This window comes from Pseudomonas sp. NPDC089422, from assembly GCF_044749405.1.
In the GTDB taxonomy this organism is placed as follows: Bacteria; Pseudomonadota; Gammaproteobacteria; order Pseudomonadales; family Pseudomonadaceae; genus Aquipseudomonas.
The window spans coordinates 417,581-434,656 of the sequence record NZ_JBIVHW010000002.1 but is presented as its reverse complement, the minus strand read 5'-3'; the positions used below and the strand labels follow the sequence as shown (position 1 = coordinate 434,656).

Here is a 17,076-nt window from a genome sequence, read left to right as displayed (position 1 = left end):
CGAAATCAGCGCGGAATGACTGGCTGACGCGGCTTCTTGCCTTTGCCGCCACCACCCTTGGCCGCTTCCTTGCGCTCCTTGGCCGCCTGCTGGTTGCGGGCAAACGCCTCGGCCTTGGCCTTCTCGCGCTTGTCCCACGGTTTGCTGCCATCGCTGCCACGCGGTGGCAGGCCGGTGTGCTGGGTGAGGATCTTCTGGTCCTTGCCCACCTTGTGGCTGCCGGCCGGGGTCGAGTTCTTGCGGCGCGCGCTCTGGTACGTGTCGGTCTGCGGCTGGTGCAGCGGGATCAGCTGATGCTTGCCCGGCCCGATCAGGTCGGCACGGCCCATGCGCTGCAGCGCTTCACGCAGCATCGGCCAGCCCTTCGGATCGTGATAGCGCAGGAACGCCTTGTGCAGGCGGCGCTGCTCCTCGCTCTTGACGATCTCCACCCCTTCGCTCTTGTACGTGACCTTGCGCAGCGGGTTCTTGCCCGAGTGGTACATGGCCGTGGCCGATGCCATTGGCGACGGGTAGAACGCCTGCACCTGGTCGGCGCGGAAGCCGTTGCCCTTGAGCCACAGGGCCAGGTTCATCATGTCTTCGTCGGTGGTGCCCGGGTGCGCGGCGATGAAGTACGGGATCAGGTACTGCTCCTTGCCCGCCTCTTTCGAGAATTTCTCGAACATGCGCTTGAAGCGGTCGTAGGTACCGATGCCCGGCTTCATCATCTTGTCCAGCGGGCCACGCTCGGTGTGCTCCGGGGCAATCTTCAGGTAGCCGCCAACGTGGTGGGTGACCAGCTCCTTGACGTACTCCGGCGATTCCACCGCCAGGTCGTAGCGCAGGCCCGAGGCGATCAGGATCTTCTTCACGCCCGGCAAGGCACGGGCCTTGCGGTACAGCTCGATCAGCGAGCTGTGGTCGGTGTTGAGGTTCTCGCAGATGCCCGGGAACACGCACGACGGCTTGCGGCAGTGCTTCTCGATGTCGTGGCTCTTGCAGGCGATGCGGTACATGTTGGCGGTAGGGCCGCCAAGGTCGGAGACCACGCCGGTGAAACCCGGCACCTTGTCACGCATTTCCTCGATCTCGTGCAGGATCGACTCGTGGGAGCGGTTCTGGATGATGCGGCCTTCGTGCTCGGTGATCGAGCAGAAGGTGCAGCCACCGAAGCAGCCACGCATGATGTTGACCGAGAAACGGATCATCTCGTAGGCCGGGATGCGCTCCTTGCCATAGGCCGGGTGCGGCACACGGGCGTAGGGCATGCCGAACACGTAGTCCATTTCCTCGGTGGTCATCGGAATGGGTGGCGGGTTGAACCACACATCCACTTCACCATGCTTCTGCACCAGGGCGCGGGCGTTACCGGGGTTGGTCTCCAGGTGCAGCACGCGGTTGGCGTGGGCATAGAGCACCGGGTCGTTACGGACCTTCTCGAACGACGGCAGGCGGATCACCGACTTTTCCCGGGTCACGCTCGGGCTGTCGAGGATCTGCACCACTTTGGCTTCGTTCGGGTCTTCCTGGTCGCCCTTGGCCTGCTCGATGGCGCAGGCCTGGGTGTCCTGGGTGTTCACGTACGGGTTGATGATCTTGTCGACGCGGCCCGGGCGGTCGATGCGGGTGGAGTCGATCTCGTACCAGCCTTGCGGCGTGTCACGGCGCACGAACGCGGTGCCGCGCACGTCGGTGATCTGCTCGATGCTTTCACCCTGCGACAGGCGCTGGGCCACTTCGACGATGGCCCGCTCGGCGTTGCCGTACAGCAAGATGTCGGCGCTGGCGTCGATCAGGATCGAATGGCGGACCTTGTCCTGCCAGTAGTCATAGTGGGCGATACGACGCAGCGAGGCCTCGATGCCGCCCAACACGATCGGTACATGCTTGTAGGCTTCCTTGCAGCGCTGGCTGTACACCAGGCTGGCACGGTCCGGGCGCTTGCCCGCCAGGCCACCCGGGGTATAGGCGTCGTCGGAACGGATCTTCTTGTCCGCGGTGTAGCGGTTGATCATCGAGTCCATGTTGCCGGCCGCAACGCCAAAGAACAGGTTCGGCTCGCCCAGTTTCATGAAGTCGTCTTTGGACTGCCAGTTCGGCTGGGCGATGATGCCCACGCGGAAGCCCTGGGCTTCCAGCAGTCGGCCGATGATGGCCATGCCGAACGACGCGTGGTCGACGTAGGCATCCCCGGTCACGATGATGATGTCGCAGGAATCCCAGCCGAGCTGATCCATCTCCTCCCTGCTCATCGGCAGGAACGGTGCTGGCCCGAAGCATTCGGCCCAGTACTTGGGATAGTCGTAGAGTGGTTTGGCTGCTTGCATGTCAGTGACCGGTTCTGGTGTGCAGGGAAATCGCGGGCGCGGAATATAGCACAAATTTTGATCAAATCCGACGGTGGTTGTCGGATTCATGTGAGGCCAGTGGCTTATTCGTCGTCGTCGAAGTTGTACATGCCCGGCGCGAGGTTCTCGAAGCGGGTGTACTTGCCGATGAACGCCAGGCGCACGAAGCCGATCGGGCCGTTACGCTGCTTGCCGATGATGATTTCGGCTACGCCCTTGTGCTCGGTCTCGGGGTGGTACACCTCGTCGCGGTACACGAACATGATCACGTCGGCGTCCTGCTCGATTGCACCGGATTCACGCAAGTCGGAGTTCACCGGGCGTTTGTTCGGCCGCTGTTCCAGGGAGCGGTTCAGCTGCGACAGGGCAATCACCGGGCAGTTGAATTCCTTGGCCAGGGCCTTGAGGGAACGGGAGATCTCGGAAATCTCGTTGGTCCGGTTGTCACCGGCCGAGCCTGGAATCTGCATCAGCTGCAGGTAGTCGACCATGATCATGCCGATTTCACCGTGCTCACGCGCCAGACGGCGCGTACGCGCACGCATTTCCGAAGGGCTGATGCCGGCGGTATCGTCGATGAACAGCTTGCGGTCGTTGAGCAGGTTGACTGCCGAGGTCAGGCGCGGCCAATCGTCGTCATCCAGCTGACCTGAACGCACCTTGGTCTGGTCGATGCGCCCAAGCGACGAAAGCATACGCATGATCAGCGATTCACCTGGCATCTCGAGGGAGAACACCAGCACGGCCTTTTCGCTGCGTAGCACGGCGTTTTCCACCAGGTTCATGGCGAAGGTGGTCTTGCCCATCGACGGACGGCCGGCGACGATGATCAGGTCGGCTGCCTGGAGGCCGCTGGTCTTCTCGTCCAGGTCGGTGAAGCCGGTGGACACACCGGTGATGTCGCTGTCGGAGTTGAACAGCGTGTCGATGCGGTCGATGGCCATGGTCAACAGTTCGTTGACGCCCACCGGGCCACCGGTTTTCGGTCGCGCCTCGGCGATCTGGAAGATCTGCCGTTCGGCATCGTCGAGAATTTCCGCAGCGTCGCGCCCTTGCGGGTTGAAGGCGTTGTCGGCGATGTCAGTACTGATGCTGATCAGTTGGCGCAGCGTGGCCCGTTCGCGAATGATCGCGGCGTAGGCCTTGATGTTGGCCACCGACGGGGTGTTCTTGGCCAGCTCGGCCAGGTAGGCCAGGCCGCCGACCTGTGACGACAGGCCTTCCTTGTCCAGCTGCTCGTGCAGGGTCACCACGTCGAATGGCTGGTTGGCGTCGGCCAACTTGTGCACGGCACGGAAGATCAGGCGGTGGTCATGCCGGTAGAAATCGCCATCCGACACCTGGTCCAGCACCCGCTCCCAGGCGTTGTTGTCCAGCATCAGGCCACCGAGCACGGCCTGTTCGGCCTCGATGGAATGCGGCGGCACCTTCAGGGCAGCGGTTTGCAGGTCGAGCTGTTCGGAGTTGGTGATCTCGTTCATGGCCACGAAAGAATTCTGGAGGATGAAAAAGACAAAGGGCACGGCCTGAATGAACAGGACCGTGCCCGATGTTAACCGGCTATCCCGTGAGGGACCACCAGTCAGCGCAGCTTAGGCAGCTACGACGACCACACGTACGGTGGCTTCAACGTCGCTGTGCAGGTGCACGGCTACGTCGTATTCGCCAACTTGACGGATGGTGCCGTTCGGCAGACGAACTTCAGCCTTGGCCACTTCAACGCCGGAGGCGGTCAGGGCGTCAGCGATGTCGTGGGTGCCGATCGAACCGAACAGCTTGCCTTCGTCGCCAGCGGTGGCAGTGATGGTCACTTCCAGCTCGGCCAGTTGGGCAGCACGGCTTTCAGCCGAAGCTTTACGGTCAGCAGCTGCTTTTTCCAGCTCGGCGCGACGCTCTTCGAACGCAGCCAGGTTGGCGGCGTTGGCAACGGTGGCCTTGCCGAATGGCAGCAGGAAGTTACGGCCGTAACCAGCCTTAACTTTAACTTTGTCGCCCAGGTTGCCCAGGTTAGCGACTTTTTCCAGCAGGATCAGTTCCATTTGGTAAAACCTCTTAACTTTTAACCTTCACCGTTCGCGGAGTCTTTCCCCGGAGGGGACTTGCGACCGCGAAAATCAATCAGGCTGTCGACAATGGCCAGGACCATCAGCAACGGGTAGATCAGCTGCATGATCAGCGGCAACGTCACGTACATGCCCACCAGCCAGAAACCGGCCAGTCGCCCCTGTGCCACGAGGCCGTGCATCAAGGCGATGCCAGCCAGCACCAGTACCAGGCTCGATGCCGATGCCAGGATGATGAACTGCGACCCGATAAACGGAGCCACCACCATCACTGCCACCAAGACCGCCATGGTCTGTTTCGGCAACTTCAGTTCGCGAAATTCGCGACCGAAGCCTCCAGGGTTGTACAACGCTGCCTGCCAATAACGCGCCAGCACCAGGGCCAACACGCTGAACAATTGCACCGTCACTGCTGTGGAAGCGACCAGCACAGGGCGGATCAGCTCACCGGAGAGCACCGGCTCGCCTTCGATTTTCGGCATGGCTTCGGCAAACGCCTTGGCCAGCACATCGAAGGTCTGCGCCAGGGCCATGTCGAGCACGAGGCTGAAAACCACGGCAAACACGGCACTGGCGACCAGCACACGGCTCCAGGGATGCTCGGCGCGCAACAGCGCGGCCAGGCCCAGGGCACCGGCAATCACCAGGAAGGTGATCGGATCGCCCATGAACCACACGGCCAGCCCGGCCAGCAGGCCGCCGGCGATGACCGTTGAAGCATCCTTGAACCCACGCCGCAGCAGCACAAGGCTGCCGGCAGCGGCACTCAACCAGAACAGCAGCGGCAGTACCGCGCTGATGACCACCACCAGGGTGGCCTGCACACGACCGCGCATGATCAAACTTGCTAACGCTCGCATGCTAATCCCTTACTGCTTGTCGACGACCCGGTCTCAGCGGCCGTGGCTGTCGGTGTAGGGCAGCAGGGCCAGGAAGCGGGCGCGCTTGATAGCGGTAGCCAGCTGACGCTGATAACGAGCTTTGGTACCGGTGATACGGCTTGGAACGATCTTGCCGGTTTCGGATACGTAAGCTTTCAGGGTGTTGAGATCTTTGAAGTCGATCTCTTTCACGTCTTCAGCAGTGAAGCGGCAGAATTTACGACGACGGAAGAAACGTGCCATTTAATAGGCTCCTCTAAAGGTCCGTGGATTACTCGTCAGCGTTATCGCTGGAGTCGCTGTCATTGCTGTCGTCGCCGTCGGCGGATTCAGCATGCTCAGGACGCTCACGACGCTCACGGCGCTCGCTGCGGTTTTCTTCAGCCTTCAGCATCTCGGACTGGCCGGTTACGGCTTCGTCGCGACGGATGACGAGGTTACGGATAACGGCATCGTTGTAGCGGAAGTTGTCTTCCAGCTCGGCCAGGGCCTTGCCGGTGCACTCAACGTTCAGCATCACGTAGTGAGCCTTGTGAACATTGTTGATTGCGTAGGCCAGTTGACGACGGCCCCAGTCTTCCAGGCGGTGGATCTTGCCGCCATCTTCTTCGATCAGCTTGGTGTAACGCTCTACCATGCCGCCGACTTGCTCGCTCTGGTCCGGGTGAACCAGGAAGATGATTTCGTAATGACGCATGAATGCTCCTTACGGGTTAGTAGTCTGCCAGCGTATCTGGTCAGACAAGGAGTGAATGACACTGTATGTCTTGCACGGAGGGGAGGCACATGTGCGCCTGCCAGCTCGGCAAGGGGCGCAATTGTAGAGAAGGCGGGGCGCACAAGCAAGGTCGCTGGTGATTATTTGAACAGCAGGAAACACTTTATTGCTGAGCTGGCATTGATCGCCTGTAGGAGCGGCCTTGCGTCGCGAAAGGGCCGCAAAGCGGCCCCAGGGTTTTTGCATCAAGATACAGATCGCCGGGACCGCTTCGCGGTCCTTTCGCGACGCAAGGCCGCTCCTACAAGAGCTGGCGCACGGTTAAAAGTTCACCATCAGCGCTTGGCCTGACGCTGACGCACTGCCTCGAACAGGCACACGCCCGTCGCCACCGACACGTTCAGGCTGCTGACGCTACCGCTCATCGGCAACTTCACCAGGAAATCGCAATGCTCGCGGGTCAGCCGGCGCATGCCCTTGCCTTCCGCGCCCATGATCATCACCAGCGGGCCGGTCAGGTCCTGCTGGTAGATCTCCTGCTCGGCCTCGCCAGCGGTGCCCACCACCCACAGGCCACGCTGCTGCAGTTTCTCAAGGGTGCGCGCCAGGTTGGTCACGGCCACCAGCGGAATCACTTCTGCCGCGCCGCAGGCCACCTTGCGCACCACCGGGGTCAGGGTGGCCGACTTGTCCTTGGGCACGATCACCGCCGTGGCACCCGCCGCATCGGCGGTGCGCAGGCAAGCGCCAAGGTTGTGCGGGTCGGTCACGCCGTCCAGCACCAGGATCAGCGGCGGGGTTTCGCTGCGCTCGAGCAGCTCCTCGAGCATCAACTCGCCCCACACCTGGCTCGGGCTGACCTCGGCAACCACACCCTGGTGCACGCCTTCCACCCAGGCATCCAGCTCACGGCGCTCGGCCTGGCCGACCGGCACGCGGTTCTCTGCGGCCAGCTCCAGCAACGCCTGGATGCGCGGCTCGCTGCGCCCTTCCGACAGCCAGATCTGCTTGACCCGCTTCGGATGGTGCTGCAGCAATGCCTGCACGGCGTGCACGCCGTAGATCTTTTCCAGCTGACTCATGACTTGTTCTTGCTCTTGCGTGGCGCGCCGGACTTCGGCGGGCCTTTACGGTGCTTGGTCGGCTTGCCGGATGGCTTGCCGCCCTTGTCCGACTTGCTGCTGGCGTGGCCGCTGGTGCGCGCCTCGCTCATCAGCGCCTTTTTCATTTCACGGCTCTTGCGTACTTCGGCGTTGCGCTGCACGGCGTCTTTCGGGAAGTACGCCTCGGCGGTTTCGCTCTTGCGGCTGCGTGGCTTCGGCGTGGCCTTGGCTTCGACCGCTGGCTCGGGCTTCTCGGTGGCTGGCGCGGCAGCACCACGACCCTTGCGACCGATCGGCGCACTGAGCTGCTGCTCGGAGACTTCGAAGTCGATCTTGCGCTCGTCGAGGTCGACGCGCATGACCTTGACCTCGATGGTGTCGCCCAGGCGGAAGCTGCGGCCGGTACGCTCGCCCGACAGGCGGTGGTGCACCGGGTCGAAGTGGTAGTAGTCGCCCGGCAGCGCACTGACGTGCACCAGGCCTTCCACATAGATATCGGTCAGTTCGACGAACAGGCCGAAACCGGTGACCGCGGTGATCACACCCGGGAAGGTCTCGCCCACGCGGTCCTTCATGAACTCGCACTTGAGCCAGTTGACCACGTCACGGGTGGCCTCGTCGGCACGGCGCTCGGTCATCGAGCACTGCTCGCCGAGCTGGTCGAGGGCATTCACGTCGTACGGGTAGATACGCGCCTTGGGGATGCTCATGGCGCCAGCGCGCTTGACGTGCGGGGTATCGACCTTGGAGCGGATGATGCTGCGGATGGCGCGGTGCACCAGCAGGTCTGGGTAACGGCGGATCGGCGAGGTGAAGTGGGTGTACGCCTCGTAGTTCAAGCCGAAGTGGCCGTTGTTGTCGGTGCTGTACACCGCCTGGCTCAGCGAGCGCAGCATCACGGTCTGGATCAGGTGGAAGTCCGGGCGCCCGGCGATGCTCGCCAGCAGCGCCTGGTAGTCCTTCGGCGACGGGTCCTTGCCCTTGTGCAGGGTCAGGCCCAGCTCGCCGAGGAAGGCGCGCAGTTTTTCCAGGCGCTCCGGCGGCGGGCCGTCGTGCACGCGGTAAAGGGCCGGAACTTCGTGCTTCTGCAGGAACGCTGCGGTGGCGACGTTAGCCGCCAGCATGCACTCTTCGATCAGCTTGTGGGCATCGTTGCGCACGGTCGGGCGGATTTCCGCGATCTTGCGCTCGTCACCGAAGATGATGCGGGTTTCCTGGGTCTCGAAGTCGATGGCACCCCGGGCGTGACGGGCATCCACCAGCACCTTGTACAGGTTGTACAGGTTCTTCAGGTCCGGCACGACCTCCTTGTACTCCTCGCGCAGCGCCTTGCCCTCACGGGTACGGGCATGTTCGAGCATGCTGCTGACCTTGTTGTAGGTCAGGCGAGCGTGGGAGTGGATGACGCCTTCGTAGAACTGATAGTCGACCATCTGGCCGGCTTTGTTCATGGTCATTTCACAGACCATGGCCAGGCGATCGACGTGCGGGTTCAGCGAGCACAGGCCGTTGGACAGCTCCTCGGGGAGCATCGGCACCACGCGCTCAGGGAAATACACCGAGTTGCCGCGCTGCTGGGCTTCGTTGTCCAAGGCCGAGCCCAGGCGTACGTAGCTGGAGACGTCGGCGATTGCCACATACAGGCGCCAGCCGCCAGAGAACATGCGCAGCTTGCCCAGTGGTTCGCAGTAGACGGCGTCATCGAAGTCGCGGGCATCCTCGCCGTCGATGGTGACGAACGGCAGGTGGCGCAGGTCGATGCGCTTCTCCTTGTCCTTCTCTTCGACTTCGGAGCGGAACTTGCGTGCTTCCTTGACCACATCGTTGGGCCAGACATGTGGAATGTCGTAGCTGCGCAGGGCAACGTCGATTTCCATGCCCGGCGCCATGTAGTTGCCGATCACCTCGACCACATCACCCTGCGGCTGGAAGCGCGGGGTAGGCCAGTGGGTGATCTTGATCTCGACGAACTGGCCGATCTTGGCACCGCCGTTACGCCCGGCGGTCACCAGCACTTCCTGCTGGATCTTCGGGTTGTCCGGGGTCACGTAGCCGATGCCACCTTCTTCGAAGTAGCGGCCGACCACGCTTTCGTGGGCGCGGGAGATGACTTCGACCAGCACGCCTTCGCGGCGGCCACGGCGGTCGACACCCGAAACGCGGGCCAGGCCGCGGTCGCCGTCGAATACCAGGCGCATCTGCGACGGGCTGAGGAACAGGTCTTCGCTGCCGTCATCCGGGATCAGGAAGCCGAAGCCGTCACGGTGGCCGGAGACACGACCACAGATCAGGTCCAGCTTGTCTACCGGGGCATAAGTGCCGCGCCGGGTATAGATAAGCTGGCCGTCACGCTCCATGGCACGCAGGCGGCGGCGCAGGGCTTCGATCTGGTCTTCTTCATGAAGACCGAACTCTGCCGCCAGCTCCTCGCGCGCGGCCGGTTCGCCACGGTCGGCGAGGCGCTGCAGGATCAGCTCACGGCTGGGAATGGGGTTGTCGTATTTTTCCGCTTCGCGAGCGGCCTCGGGATCGAGGGATTGCCAATCGGCCATCAGAAGGGGTTCACCTTGGGGTATATAGATAGGAATTCTGGCATGTGCGTATTGAAACCGGAAATGTCAGCCTTGGACAGCCCCCGCTGCTGTGTATAGAGAGGGGCAATAGGCCTTCGGAATCAACAAGTTGAATTTTTTGAAATTTTTTTAGCTTGGGGGGTTTACAGCCCCCCGGACCGTCCGTATAGTGCGCACCACAACGACGGACAAGCCCGAAGTTGTAGTAGAGATGAGCGGCGCTGTAAAGCATCTTTTATCTCGAATGTGTGCCCAGGTGGCGGAATTGGTAGACGCGCTGGTTTCAGGTATCAGTGACCGCAAGGTCGTGGAAGTTCGAGTCTTCTCCTGGGCACCAAGTATTTCAAGTAACAGATGACCAAGGATCTGTTACTACTGTGTGAAAGCGAACGATAGTCGCCTTCTCCAGATGATGTAAAGCTTTGCCCAGGTGGCGGAATTGGTAGACGCGCTGGTTTCAGGTATCAGTGATCGCAAGATCGTGGAAGTTCGAGTCTTCTCCTGGGCACCATACAAAAACCCACTAGCTTGCTAGTGGGTTTTTTCTTGCCTGCGATTTTTCCATTCCCCTCCCCCTCGCAGCCCCGGCATTACACGTTAGTCTGCCGATGAATTTCTCGTCACCCGGCCACTTGAGAAACGATTTCGTTTACCATTGTTTCCGAATATGTAGCCGTAAGCGAGGAAGTACCCGCATGACGATCCGCCCGCAACCGCTGATGCGCACCCTGGCTGCCGCAGTTCTGAGTCTGGTGATCGGCGCCCCGGCCGCCCTGGCAGACGAACCGGTCACGCTGACCATGTACAACGGCCAGCACAAGGAAATCGGCGAAGCCATCGCCAAGGCCTACGAGGCCAAGACCGGTATCCACATCAATATCCGCAAGGGCAGCAGCAACCAGCTGGCCAGCCAGATCATCGAGGAAGGCGACCGCTCGCCGGCCGACATCATCTATACCGAAGAGTCCCCGCCGCTGAACAACCTGGGCGAGCTGGGCCTGCTGGCGAAGATCGATGACGCCACGCTGAACATGCTGCCCAAGGAATACGTGGGCGCCAACGGCACCTGGATGGGCGTGACCGCCCGTACACGCGTGGTGGTGTACAACCCGAAGAAGGTCGATGAGAAAGACCTGCCGACCACCGTGATGGACTTTGCCGGCCCTGAGTGGGAAGGCCGCGTCGGCTACGTGCCCACCAGCGGCGCCTTCCAGGAGCAGGCCGTGGCCATCCTGAAGATGCACGGGCGTGAAGCCACCGAAGAATGGCTGACCGGCCTGAAAGCCTTCGGCAAGACCTACACCAACAACATGGTCGCCCTCAAGGCCGTGGAAAAAGGCGAAGTCGCCGCCGTACTGGTCAACAACTACTACTGGTATGCCCTGGAGCGCGAGCGCGGCAAGCTCGATTCCAAGCTGTACTACCTGGCCGACGGCGACGCCGGCAACCTGGTGACCATCTCCGGCGCTGCTGCGGTGAAGGCCAGCAAGCACCCGAAGGAGGCCCAGGCCCTGCTCAACTGGATGGCCAGCGAAGAAGGCCAGCGGGTGATCACCCAGACCACCGCCGAGTACCCGCTGCACAAGGGCATGGTCTCCGACCGTGGCCTGAAACCGTTCGAGGAGCTGCGCCCGCCGAAGATCTCGCCAGCCGACCTGGGCAATGCCGAGGAAGCCATCGAGCTTGAACGCGAGGTCGGCCTGCTCTGATGACCGCCGCCCTGTCCGAGCCGGCGCCGGTACGTTTCGTACCGCGCCGCAAGCGCCCCTCGATCTGGGTGCTGCTACCTGTGCTGTTCCTGGTGGCGATGAGCTTGCTGCCGTTGCTGTACGTCGCCATGAAAGCCTGGGAGGCTGGCTGGCGCGAAGCCCTGCACCTGCTCTGGCGCCCGTTCGTCTGGGGGCTGATGCGCAACACCCTGATGCTGATGGCCGGGGTGACGCTGGCGTGCATGGTAGTCGGCCTGGCCCTGGCCTGGCTGCTCGAGCGCAGCAACCTGCCCGGCCGCCGGCTATGGGGCGTGGTGCTGTGCCTGCCATTCGCCGTGCCGTCATTCGTCAGCAGCTTTACCTGGGTGTCACTGAGCTCGGACTTCGAAGGCCTCGGCGGGGCGATCCTGGTCATGGCACTGTCCAAATACCCACTGGTGTTCCTGCCGGTGGCGGCGACCCTGCGCAACCTCGACACGTCGCTTGAAGAGTCGGCGCGCACCCTGGGTTACAGCCGCTGGGGCGTGTTCCGCAAAATCACCCTGCCGCTGCTGTGGCCGTCGATGCTGGGCGGCGCACTACTGATCGCCCTGCACATGCTGGTCGAGTTCGGCGCGCTGTCGATCCTTGGCCTGCAGACCTTCACCACGGCGATCTACCAGCAATTCGAACTGGAGTTCAGCAACGCCAATGCGGCGATGCTTTCCGCTGTGCTGCTGGCGCTGTGCCTGCTGATGCTCTGGCTGGAACTGCGCGTGCGCGGCAAGGCCCGTCACGTGCGAATCGGCCAGGGCGTGGCACGTCGCGGACAGCCGGTGCGACTGCGTGGCTGGATGCCGTTGGCGCAGTTGTTCTGCCTGGGCCTGGCGATACTCGGCAGCGGCATTCCGCTGGCCATGCTGGGGTACTGGCTGAGCGTGGGTTCGTCGGCGGCCTTCCCGGTGGCGGCGATCAGTAAAGCCCTGCTGACTTCACTGTCGGTGTCGCTGGGTGGCGCAGGCTTCTGCGTGCTGCTGGCGCTGCCGGTCAGCTTCCTGGTGGTGCGCTACAAAGGCCGCCTGGCAATCTGGGCCGAACGCCTGCCGTACCTGCTGCACGCCCTGCCCGGCCTGGTGATCGCGCTGACTCTGGTGGTGTTCTCGCTGCACTATGTGCCGGCGCTGTACCAGACCACCGCACTGTTGCTGCTGGCCTATGCGCTGCTGTTTCTGCCCCTGGCGCAGTCACCGGTGCGTACAGCACTGAACAAGGCATCGCCAACGCTAGAGGAAGCCGCACGCACGTTGGGTGCGAGCAGCTTCGCCGCGTTTTGCCGGGTAACCTTGCCGATCATCTTCCCAGCGATGGCGGCGGCTTTCGCTCTGGTGTTCCTCGATGCCATGAAGGAGCTGACCGCTACCCTGCTACTCAGCCCGACTGGCATGACCACCCTGGCCACCGAGGTCTGGGCGCATACGGCCAACGTCGAGTTTGCGGCGGCGGCGCCTTATGCGGCGCTGTTGATTGTGGTGTCGGGACTGCCGGTTTATCTACTGACTACGCGCATGTACCTGAACAAGGCATGAAACCAAGGCTCAGGCCGCCTGGCGGCCTGGGCCACTGCTTTGGATATTGCGCAGCATGCGCTTCACGATAGGCCCATGGGCCAGCCCTACCGGCAGCATGTACAGTCGGCCAAAGGTGTTGAAGCACCGCACCGAAGTGGTCACGCTCAAGCAATGCCCGTCGACATCCATGCAGACCATCACCGCCAGGTGCCTATCGCGCGAGGTCAGCACCAGTTGCTGATCGCTGATGGCCTCGACGGTGAAGAAGTCCAGATACTCGCCGACGGCTGGCACATGCGCTGGATCGCGGGGAGAGAAGCCGTGGATATCGGCGACATTGAAACGACGAGAGATGAAGTCGCGAATGCGGAAAGCCTTGGCCAGCCAGCCGGGGACGTCCGAGGTCATGGCGCAGTATGCCTGGATGGGCGTCATCGGCCCGGCGAGGGCAATACTATCGCAATGAAGGAAATCTAGTTCTGCCTGGGTAGCGACCAGTCGAGCTGACATGAACAACTCCCTTTGTCATGTGTCGACCACAGCATATCAACACCGTTCAGGTGTAGGAGCGGCCTTGTGTCGCGAAAGGGGTGCGCAGCAGCCCCAGGATCTCGGCTTTAACGCTGAGATTGCCGGGGCCGCTTTGCGGCCCTTTCGCGACACAAGGCCGCTCCTACAAGAGACCGCGCAACTCTCAAGCCCTGAACTGGCCCAGGCTGGCGCGCAACTGCGCAGCCAGGTCATCCAGCACCTTGCTGCTGGCGGTGGTCTGCATCACCACCTCGGCCGAGCGCTCGGCCTGGGCATGGATGTTCTCCACTCGCCCGCGCACTGCCTGTGCACCGTGGGCCTGCTGCTCGGCAGCGCGAGTCGCCAGGCCGATGGCCGCGTGCACCTGCTCCACGGCGGCCTGCACCGACTGCTGGCGACGCTCGTTATCACGCAACACCAACAGCCCTTCGCTGGCCTTGAGCCCGGCCTGGCTGATGGTCGCCACAGCTTCCTTGGCACCTTTCTGCAGGGCGGCAATGTGCGCCTGGATGTCGCCGGTGGAGCTTTGGGTCTTGCTCGCCAGCGCGCGTACCTCATCGGCCACTACGGCAAACCCGCGACCCGTCTCACCAGCGCGCGCAGCTTCGATTGCAGCATTAAGAGCCAGCAGGTTGGTCTGCTCGGCAATGCCATGGATGACGGTCAGCACCACTTCAATCTGTTCGCTCTGCTTGGCCAATCGCTCGATCACCTGCGAGCCCGTCTCGACCTGGCCGGCCAGGTTCTCGATCAGGCTCGCCAGCTGCGTCGAGGAACGGCTGTTCTCGTCGGTTGCCTGGCGAATGTCCACTACCTGCTGCAACGCCGCCTGCATGGCATGGCTTTCGGCCTGGGCCTCGTCAGCCATGCTCGACAGGTCGCGCAGGCTGGCGGCCACTTCGTCACGCTGTAACGCCGCCGCGGCATCGGCACCGGCGTTGCGCTTGGCCATGGTGCCGATCTCGACGCCGGTACGCTGGGCCACCTCGCCGGCCTCGCGGACGATGGGTTGCAGTTTGTCGACAAAGCGATTGACCGCCGACGCCATGTCGCCGATCTCGTCGCGACTGTCGAGGGTCACGCGCTTGGTCAAGTCGCCTTCGCCAGCGGCCAGATCATTGAGCGCGGCGATCAGCAGGCGCAGCTTGCTGAGCACCCGGCGGCCTAACACCACGGCCACCACCAGCAGCACACCCAGACCAACCACCACCAGGCCCAGGCCAATCCGCCAACGCAGCTCGGCGGCTGCATCGCGCACCGTCTGCGCAGTATTGGCCTGCATCGCCGTGGCGCTGGCCTGCGCGGTTTCCAGGCGCTCGCGCAGGGCCTTGCCACTGTCGGCGGCCGCAGCGCCCAGGCTATCGCCGACCAGTTGCTCGCCGCTGGCGATAAGGGCATTGAAGCGCTTATCGAGGGCCTTGAGTTCCTGATCAACGCCGGCCGTGGAAACACCCATCAGGACTTTGCCGATCTCGGCACCATTGGGGTTGATCGGCGCTTCGACGAAATACACCGAAGGATCGCGACGCGCGGCGTCGAGCACTTTGTCCAGCGCCCGCTCGCCCTGACCCTTCTCGATCAAAGCCTGGTTGATCGGATTCTGCCGGTTCAAGTAGCGGGTCAGGTGCTGGCCCTGGGCATCGTCATAGATCACGAACAGCACGTTGGGGTTGCGCTGGGCGCGGCGGGCGAAGTCGGAGAGCATCGGCACATCGTTATCCCAGATCGCCCGCGGGGCGACCGAGGCCAGCAGCTCGGCCATGTCGTTGGCCGAGTCCTTGAGATTTTTCTCAAGGGTGGCGCGCAGCTGCTGCTGTTCGTCCTGCAGTCGCGTGGAAAGGCCCGCGCTAAGACGCTGACGTGTGCTGCTGGAAAGGCTCTCGAGCCCCCCACGCACGTCCTGCCCAGCCTGCTCCAGCTCACCAGCAAGCTGACGGCTGTCCTTGCCCAGACGCTCGCCCAGGTCGGCCTCCAGGGCCGTCACGGTGCTGCGGGTCAGCGCGACGGCAACCAATACCTGCACCAAAAGGGCGATACCAAGGGCAACAAACACAGGCCGCAAGAGGCGGCTTCGTAACAGTGAAAGGATGGCAGACACGGTGTAACCCTCGTGTTTTCTGGCGCCACTATTTTGATGGCATCTACAGAAACTTCTTACAGCAAGGGTTGTGCCGTACACAGCAGGGATAAGCGCCAAGGTCTAGCAATGTCGCCAGCCCTGCACCACAAATGAAAACGCCGCGATCCTTTGCAGGACCGCGGCGTCAGATCAGCCTGGAGGGCAGATCAGGCGAACGGATGACGCAGGACGATGGTCTCGTTGCGGTCCGGGCCGGTCGAAATGATGTCGATCGGCGCGCCTACCAGCTCTTCGATGCGCTTGATGTAGTCACGCGCTGCTTGCGGCAGCTCTTCCAGGGTTTTCACGCCCAGGGTCGATTCGCTCCAGCCTGGCATCTCTTCGTACACCGGCTCCAGGCCGATGTAGCTGTCGGCATCGGAAGGCGCGTCGATGACGGCACCGTTCTCGTTCTTGTAGCCAACGCAGATGTTGATGGTTTCCAGACCGTCCAGTACGTCCAGCTTGGTCAGGCAGATGCCCGAGATGCTGTTGACGTCGATGGCGCGACGCAGGATGACGGCATCGAACCAGCCGCAACGACGGGCACGGCCGGTGGTCGAACCGAACTCGTGGCCACGCTTGGCCAGGGTGGCACCGGTCTCGTCGAACAGTTCGGTCGGGAACGGACCGGAACCGACGCGAGTGGTGTAGGCCTTGGTGATACCCAGGATGTAGTCCAGGTACATCGGGCCAACGCCGGAACCGGTGGAGATGCCGCCAGCGGTGGTGTTGGAGCTGGTGACGTACGGGTAGGTACCGTGATCGATGTCCAGCAGCGAGCCCTGGGCACCTTCGAACATGATGTCCTTGCCAGCGCGACGCAGGTTGTGCAGCTCGGCGGTGACGTCGAGCATCATCGGCTTGAGCTGTTCGGCGTAGGCCATGCACTCGTCCAGGGTCTGCTGGAAGTCGATGGCCGGCTCCTTGTAGTAGTTCACCAGCTGGAAGTTGTGGTAGTCCAGCAGCTCACCCAGCTTGGCAGCGAAACGTTCGCGGTGGAACAGGTCGCCAACGCGCAGGCCGCGGCGTGCGACCTTGTCTTCGTAGGCTGGGCCGATGCCACGGCCGGTGGTGCCGATCTTGGCTTCGCCACGGGCTTTCTCACGGGCCTGGTCCAGGGCCACGTGGTACGACAGGATCAGCGGCGCAGCCGGGGAGATGCGCAGGCGCTCGCGCACCGGTACGCCCTTCTCTTCCAGCTTGGTGATTTCACGCATCAGGGCGTCCGGCGCAACGACCACGCCGTTGCCGATCAGGCACTGTACGCCTTCACGCAGGATGCCCGAGGGAATCAGGTGCAGAACGGTTTTCTCACCGTTGATCACCAGGGTGTGGCCCGCGTTGTGGCCACCTTGGTAGCGCACTACGGCGGCAGCATGTTCGGTCAGCAGATCGACGATCTTGCCTTTGCCCTCATCACCCCACTGGGTGCCCAGGACGACGACATTCTTACCCATTACATTGGTCCTCATTCACGCAAACTTGGTTGCCGGCCTTTG

Annotated in this window: 13 protein-coding genes, 2 tRNA genes and 1 pseudogene; 4 read left to right on the top strand and 12 right to left on the bottom strand. The window is 62.6% G+C overall.

All coding sequences use genetic code 11. The features are described 5' to 3' along the window. Window positions 1-5: 5 nt before the first annotated feature. The 8 genes from ACIPZ8_RS05620 to rnr form a co-directional block, all read right to left on the bottom strand. Window positions 6-2,309 (bottom strand): YgiQ family radical SAM protein, encoded by a 2,304-nt coding sequence (locus ACIPZ8_RS05620; RefSeq protein ID WP_103445881.1) that lies wholly within the window; start codon window positions 2,307-2,309, stop codon window positions 6-8. A 104-nt stretch (window positions 2,310-2,413) separates the two neighbouring features. After that, a complete protein-coding gene (dnaB, locus tag ACIPZ8_RS05615; RefSeq protein ID WP_400720278.1) occupies window positions 2,414-3,811 on the bottom strand; it encodes a replicative DNA helicase in 1,398 nt (465 codons plus the stop codon). 111 nt (window positions 3,812-3,922) lie between these two features. Continuing rightward, window positions 3,923-4,369 (bottom strand): 50S ribosomal protein L9, encoded by a 447-nt coding sequence (gene rplI, locus ACIPZ8_RS05610; protein ID WP_008101037.1) that lies wholly within the window; start codon window positions 4,367-4,369, stop codon window positions 3,923-3,925. A gap of 20 nt (window positions 4,370-4,389) precedes the next feature. After that, window positions 4,390-5,253 carry a hypothetical protein gene (locus ACIPZ8_RS05605; RefSeq protein WP_400720276.1) on the bottom strand — a complete coding sequence of 288 codons (864 nt, stop codon included), beginning with the start codon at window positions 5,251-5,253 and terminating at the stop codon, window positions 4,390-4,392. Window positions 5,254-5,286: 33 nt separating this feature from the next. After that, window positions 5,287-5,517 (bottom strand): 30S ribosomal protein S18, encoded by a 231-nt coding sequence (rpsR, locus tag ACIPZ8_RS05600; protein ID WP_003249563.1) that lies wholly within the window; start codon window positions 5,515-5,517, stop codon window positions 5,287-5,289. Window positions 5,518-5,545: 28 nt separating this feature from the next. Next, complete coding sequence (gene rpsF / locus ACIPZ8_RS05595) at window positions 5,546-5,971, bottom strand: 30S ribosomal protein S6 (RefSeq protein ID WP_013974420.1); 426 nt, start codon at window positions 5,969-5,971, stop codon at window positions 5,546-5,548. A gap of 356 nt (window positions 5,972-6,327) precedes the next feature. Beyond that, complete coding sequence (gene rlmB / locus ACIPZ8_RS05590) at window positions 6,328-7,074, bottom strand: 23S rRNA (guanosine(2251)-2'-O)-methyltransferase RlmB (protein WP_027920757.1); 747 nt, start codon at window positions 7,072-7,074, stop codon at window positions 6,328-6,330. Continuing rightward, on the bottom strand, window positions 7,071-9,647 hold the full coding sequence (rnr, locus tag ACIPZ8_RS05585; protein ID WP_400720274.1) for a ribonuclease R: 2,577 nt from the start codon (window positions 9,645-9,647) through the stop codon (window positions 7,071-7,073). Before rnr ends, rlmB begins: the two co-directional genes overlap by 4 nt. Before the next feature lie 271 nt (window positions 9,648-9,918). Here rnr and ACIPZ8_RS05580 point away from each other — a divergent pair. The 4 genes from ACIPZ8_RS05580 to ACIPZ8_RS05565 all read left to right on the top strand — a co-directional run bounded on the left by ACIPZ8_RS05580 (window position 9,919) and on the right by ACIPZ8_RS05565 (window position 12,942). Next, a tRNA-Leu gene (locus tag ACIPZ8_RS05580) sits at window positions 9,919-10,005 on the top strand. An 87-nt stretch (window positions 10,006-10,092) separates the two neighbouring features. Then, window positions 10,093-10,179 (top strand) — tRNA-Leu (locus ACIPZ8_RS05575). A 184-nt stretch (window positions 10,180-10,363) separates the two neighbouring features. Then, a complete protein-coding gene (locus ACIPZ8_RS05570; RefSeq protein WP_400720272.1) occupies window positions 10,364-11,377 on the top strand; it encodes an extracellular solute-binding protein in 1,014 nt (337 codons plus the stop codon). After that, window positions 11,377-12,942 carry an ABC transporter permease gene (locus ACIPZ8_RS05565; protein WP_400720270.1) on the top strand — a complete coding sequence of 522 codons (1,566 nt, stop codon included), beginning with the start codon at window positions 11,377-11,379 and terminating at the stop codon, window positions 12,940-12,942. Before ACIPZ8_RS05570 ends, ACIPZ8_RS05565 begins: the two co-directional genes overlap by 1 nt. A 9-nt stretch (window positions 12,943-12,951) precedes the next feature. Here the strand turns inward: ACIPZ8_RS05565 and ACIPZ8_RS05560 are convergent, their stop codons facing one another. From ACIPZ8_RS05560 to ACIPZ8_RS05545, 4 genes and pseudogenes are all read right to left on the bottom strand, one after another. Further along, entirely contained in the window at window positions 12,952-13,434 is a 483-nt protein-coding gene (locus ACIPZ8_RS05560; RefSeq protein ID WP_400720268.1) for a DUF2867 domain-containing protein, read from the bottom strand. 184 nt (window positions 13,435-13,618) lie between these two features. Next, window positions 13,619-14,323 (bottom strand): methyl-accepting chemotaxis protein, encoded by a 705-nt coding sequence (locus ACIPZ8_RS05555; protein ID WP_400720495.1) that lies wholly within the window; start codon window positions 14,321-14,323, stop codon window positions 13,619-13,621. Window positions 14,324-14,524: 201 nt separating this feature from the next. Then, window positions 14,525-14,737 (bottom strand): annotated as a pseudogene (locus ACIPZ8_RS05550) (methyl-accepting chemotaxis protein); the annotation flags it as partial. Window positions 14,738-15,741: 1,004 nt separating this feature from the next. Next, the gene (locus ACIPZ8_RS05545) at window positions 15,742-17,034 is read right to left on the bottom strand and encodes an adenylosuccinate synthase (protein ID WP_003249542.1); all 1,293 of its coding nucleotides are present in this window, start codon (window positions 17,032-17,034) and stop codon (window positions 15,742-15,744) included. Between the last annotated feature and the right edge of the window lie 42 nt (window positions 17,035-17,076).

What these genes read in the sequence shown, in the direction of transcription:
- ACIPZ8_RS05620 (WP_103445881.1), bottom strand. Translation starts at nt 2,309, where the DNA reads ATGCAAGCAGCCAAACCACTCTACGACTATCCCAAGTACTGGGCCGAA.
- dnaB (WP_400720278.1), bottom strand. Translation starts at nt 3,811, where the DNA reads ATGAACGAGATCACCAACTCCGAACAGCTCGACCTGCAAACCGCTGCC.
- rplI (WP_008101037.1), bottom strand. Translation starts at nt 4,369, where the DNA reads ATGGAACTGATCCTGCTGGAAAAAGTCGCTAACCTGGGCAACCTGGGC.
- ACIPZ8_RS05605 (WP_400720276.1), bottom strand. Translation starts at nt 5,253, where the DNA reads ATGCGAGCGTTAGCAAGTTTGATCATGCGCGGTCGTGTGCAGGCCACC.
- rpsR (WP_003249563.1), bottom strand. Translation starts at nt 5,517, where the DNA reads ATGGCACGTTTCTTCCGTCGTCGTAAATTCTGCCGCTTCACTGCTGAA.
- rpsF (WP_013974420.1), bottom strand. Translation starts at nt 5,971, where the DNA reads ATGCGTCATTACGAAATCATCTTCCTGGTTCACCCGGACCAGAGCGAG.
- rlmB (WP_027920757.1), bottom strand. Translation starts at nt 7,074, where the DNA reads ATGAGTCAGCTGGAAAAGATCTACGGCGTGCACGCCGTGCAGGCATTG.
- rnr (WP_400720274.1), bottom strand. Translation starts at nt 9,647, where the DNA reads ATGGCCGATTGGCAATCCCTCGATCCCGAGGCCGCTCGCGAAGCGGAA.
- ACIPZ8_RS05570 (WP_400720272.1), top strand. Translation starts at nt 10,364, where the DNA reads ATGACGATCCGCCCGCAACCGCTGATGCGCACCCTGGCTGCCGCAGTT.
- ACIPZ8_RS05565 (WP_400720270.1), top strand. Translation starts at nt 11,377, where the DNA reads ATGACCGCCGCCCTGTCCGAGCCGGCGCCGGTACGTTTCGTACCGCGC.
- ACIPZ8_RS05560 (WP_400720268.1), bottom strand. Translation starts at nt 13,434, where the DNA reads ATGTCAGCTCGACTGGTCGCTACCCAGGCAGAACTAGATTTCCTTCAT.
- ACIPZ8_RS05555 (WP_400720495.1), bottom strand. Translation starts at nt 14,323, where the DNA reads ATGGCTGACGAGGCCCAGGCCGAAAGCCATGCCATGCAGGCGGCGTTG.
- ACIPZ8_RS05545 (WP_003249542.1), bottom strand. Translation starts at nt 17,034, where the DNA reads ATGGGTAAGAATGTCGTCGTCCTGGGCACCCAGTGGGGTGATGAGGGC.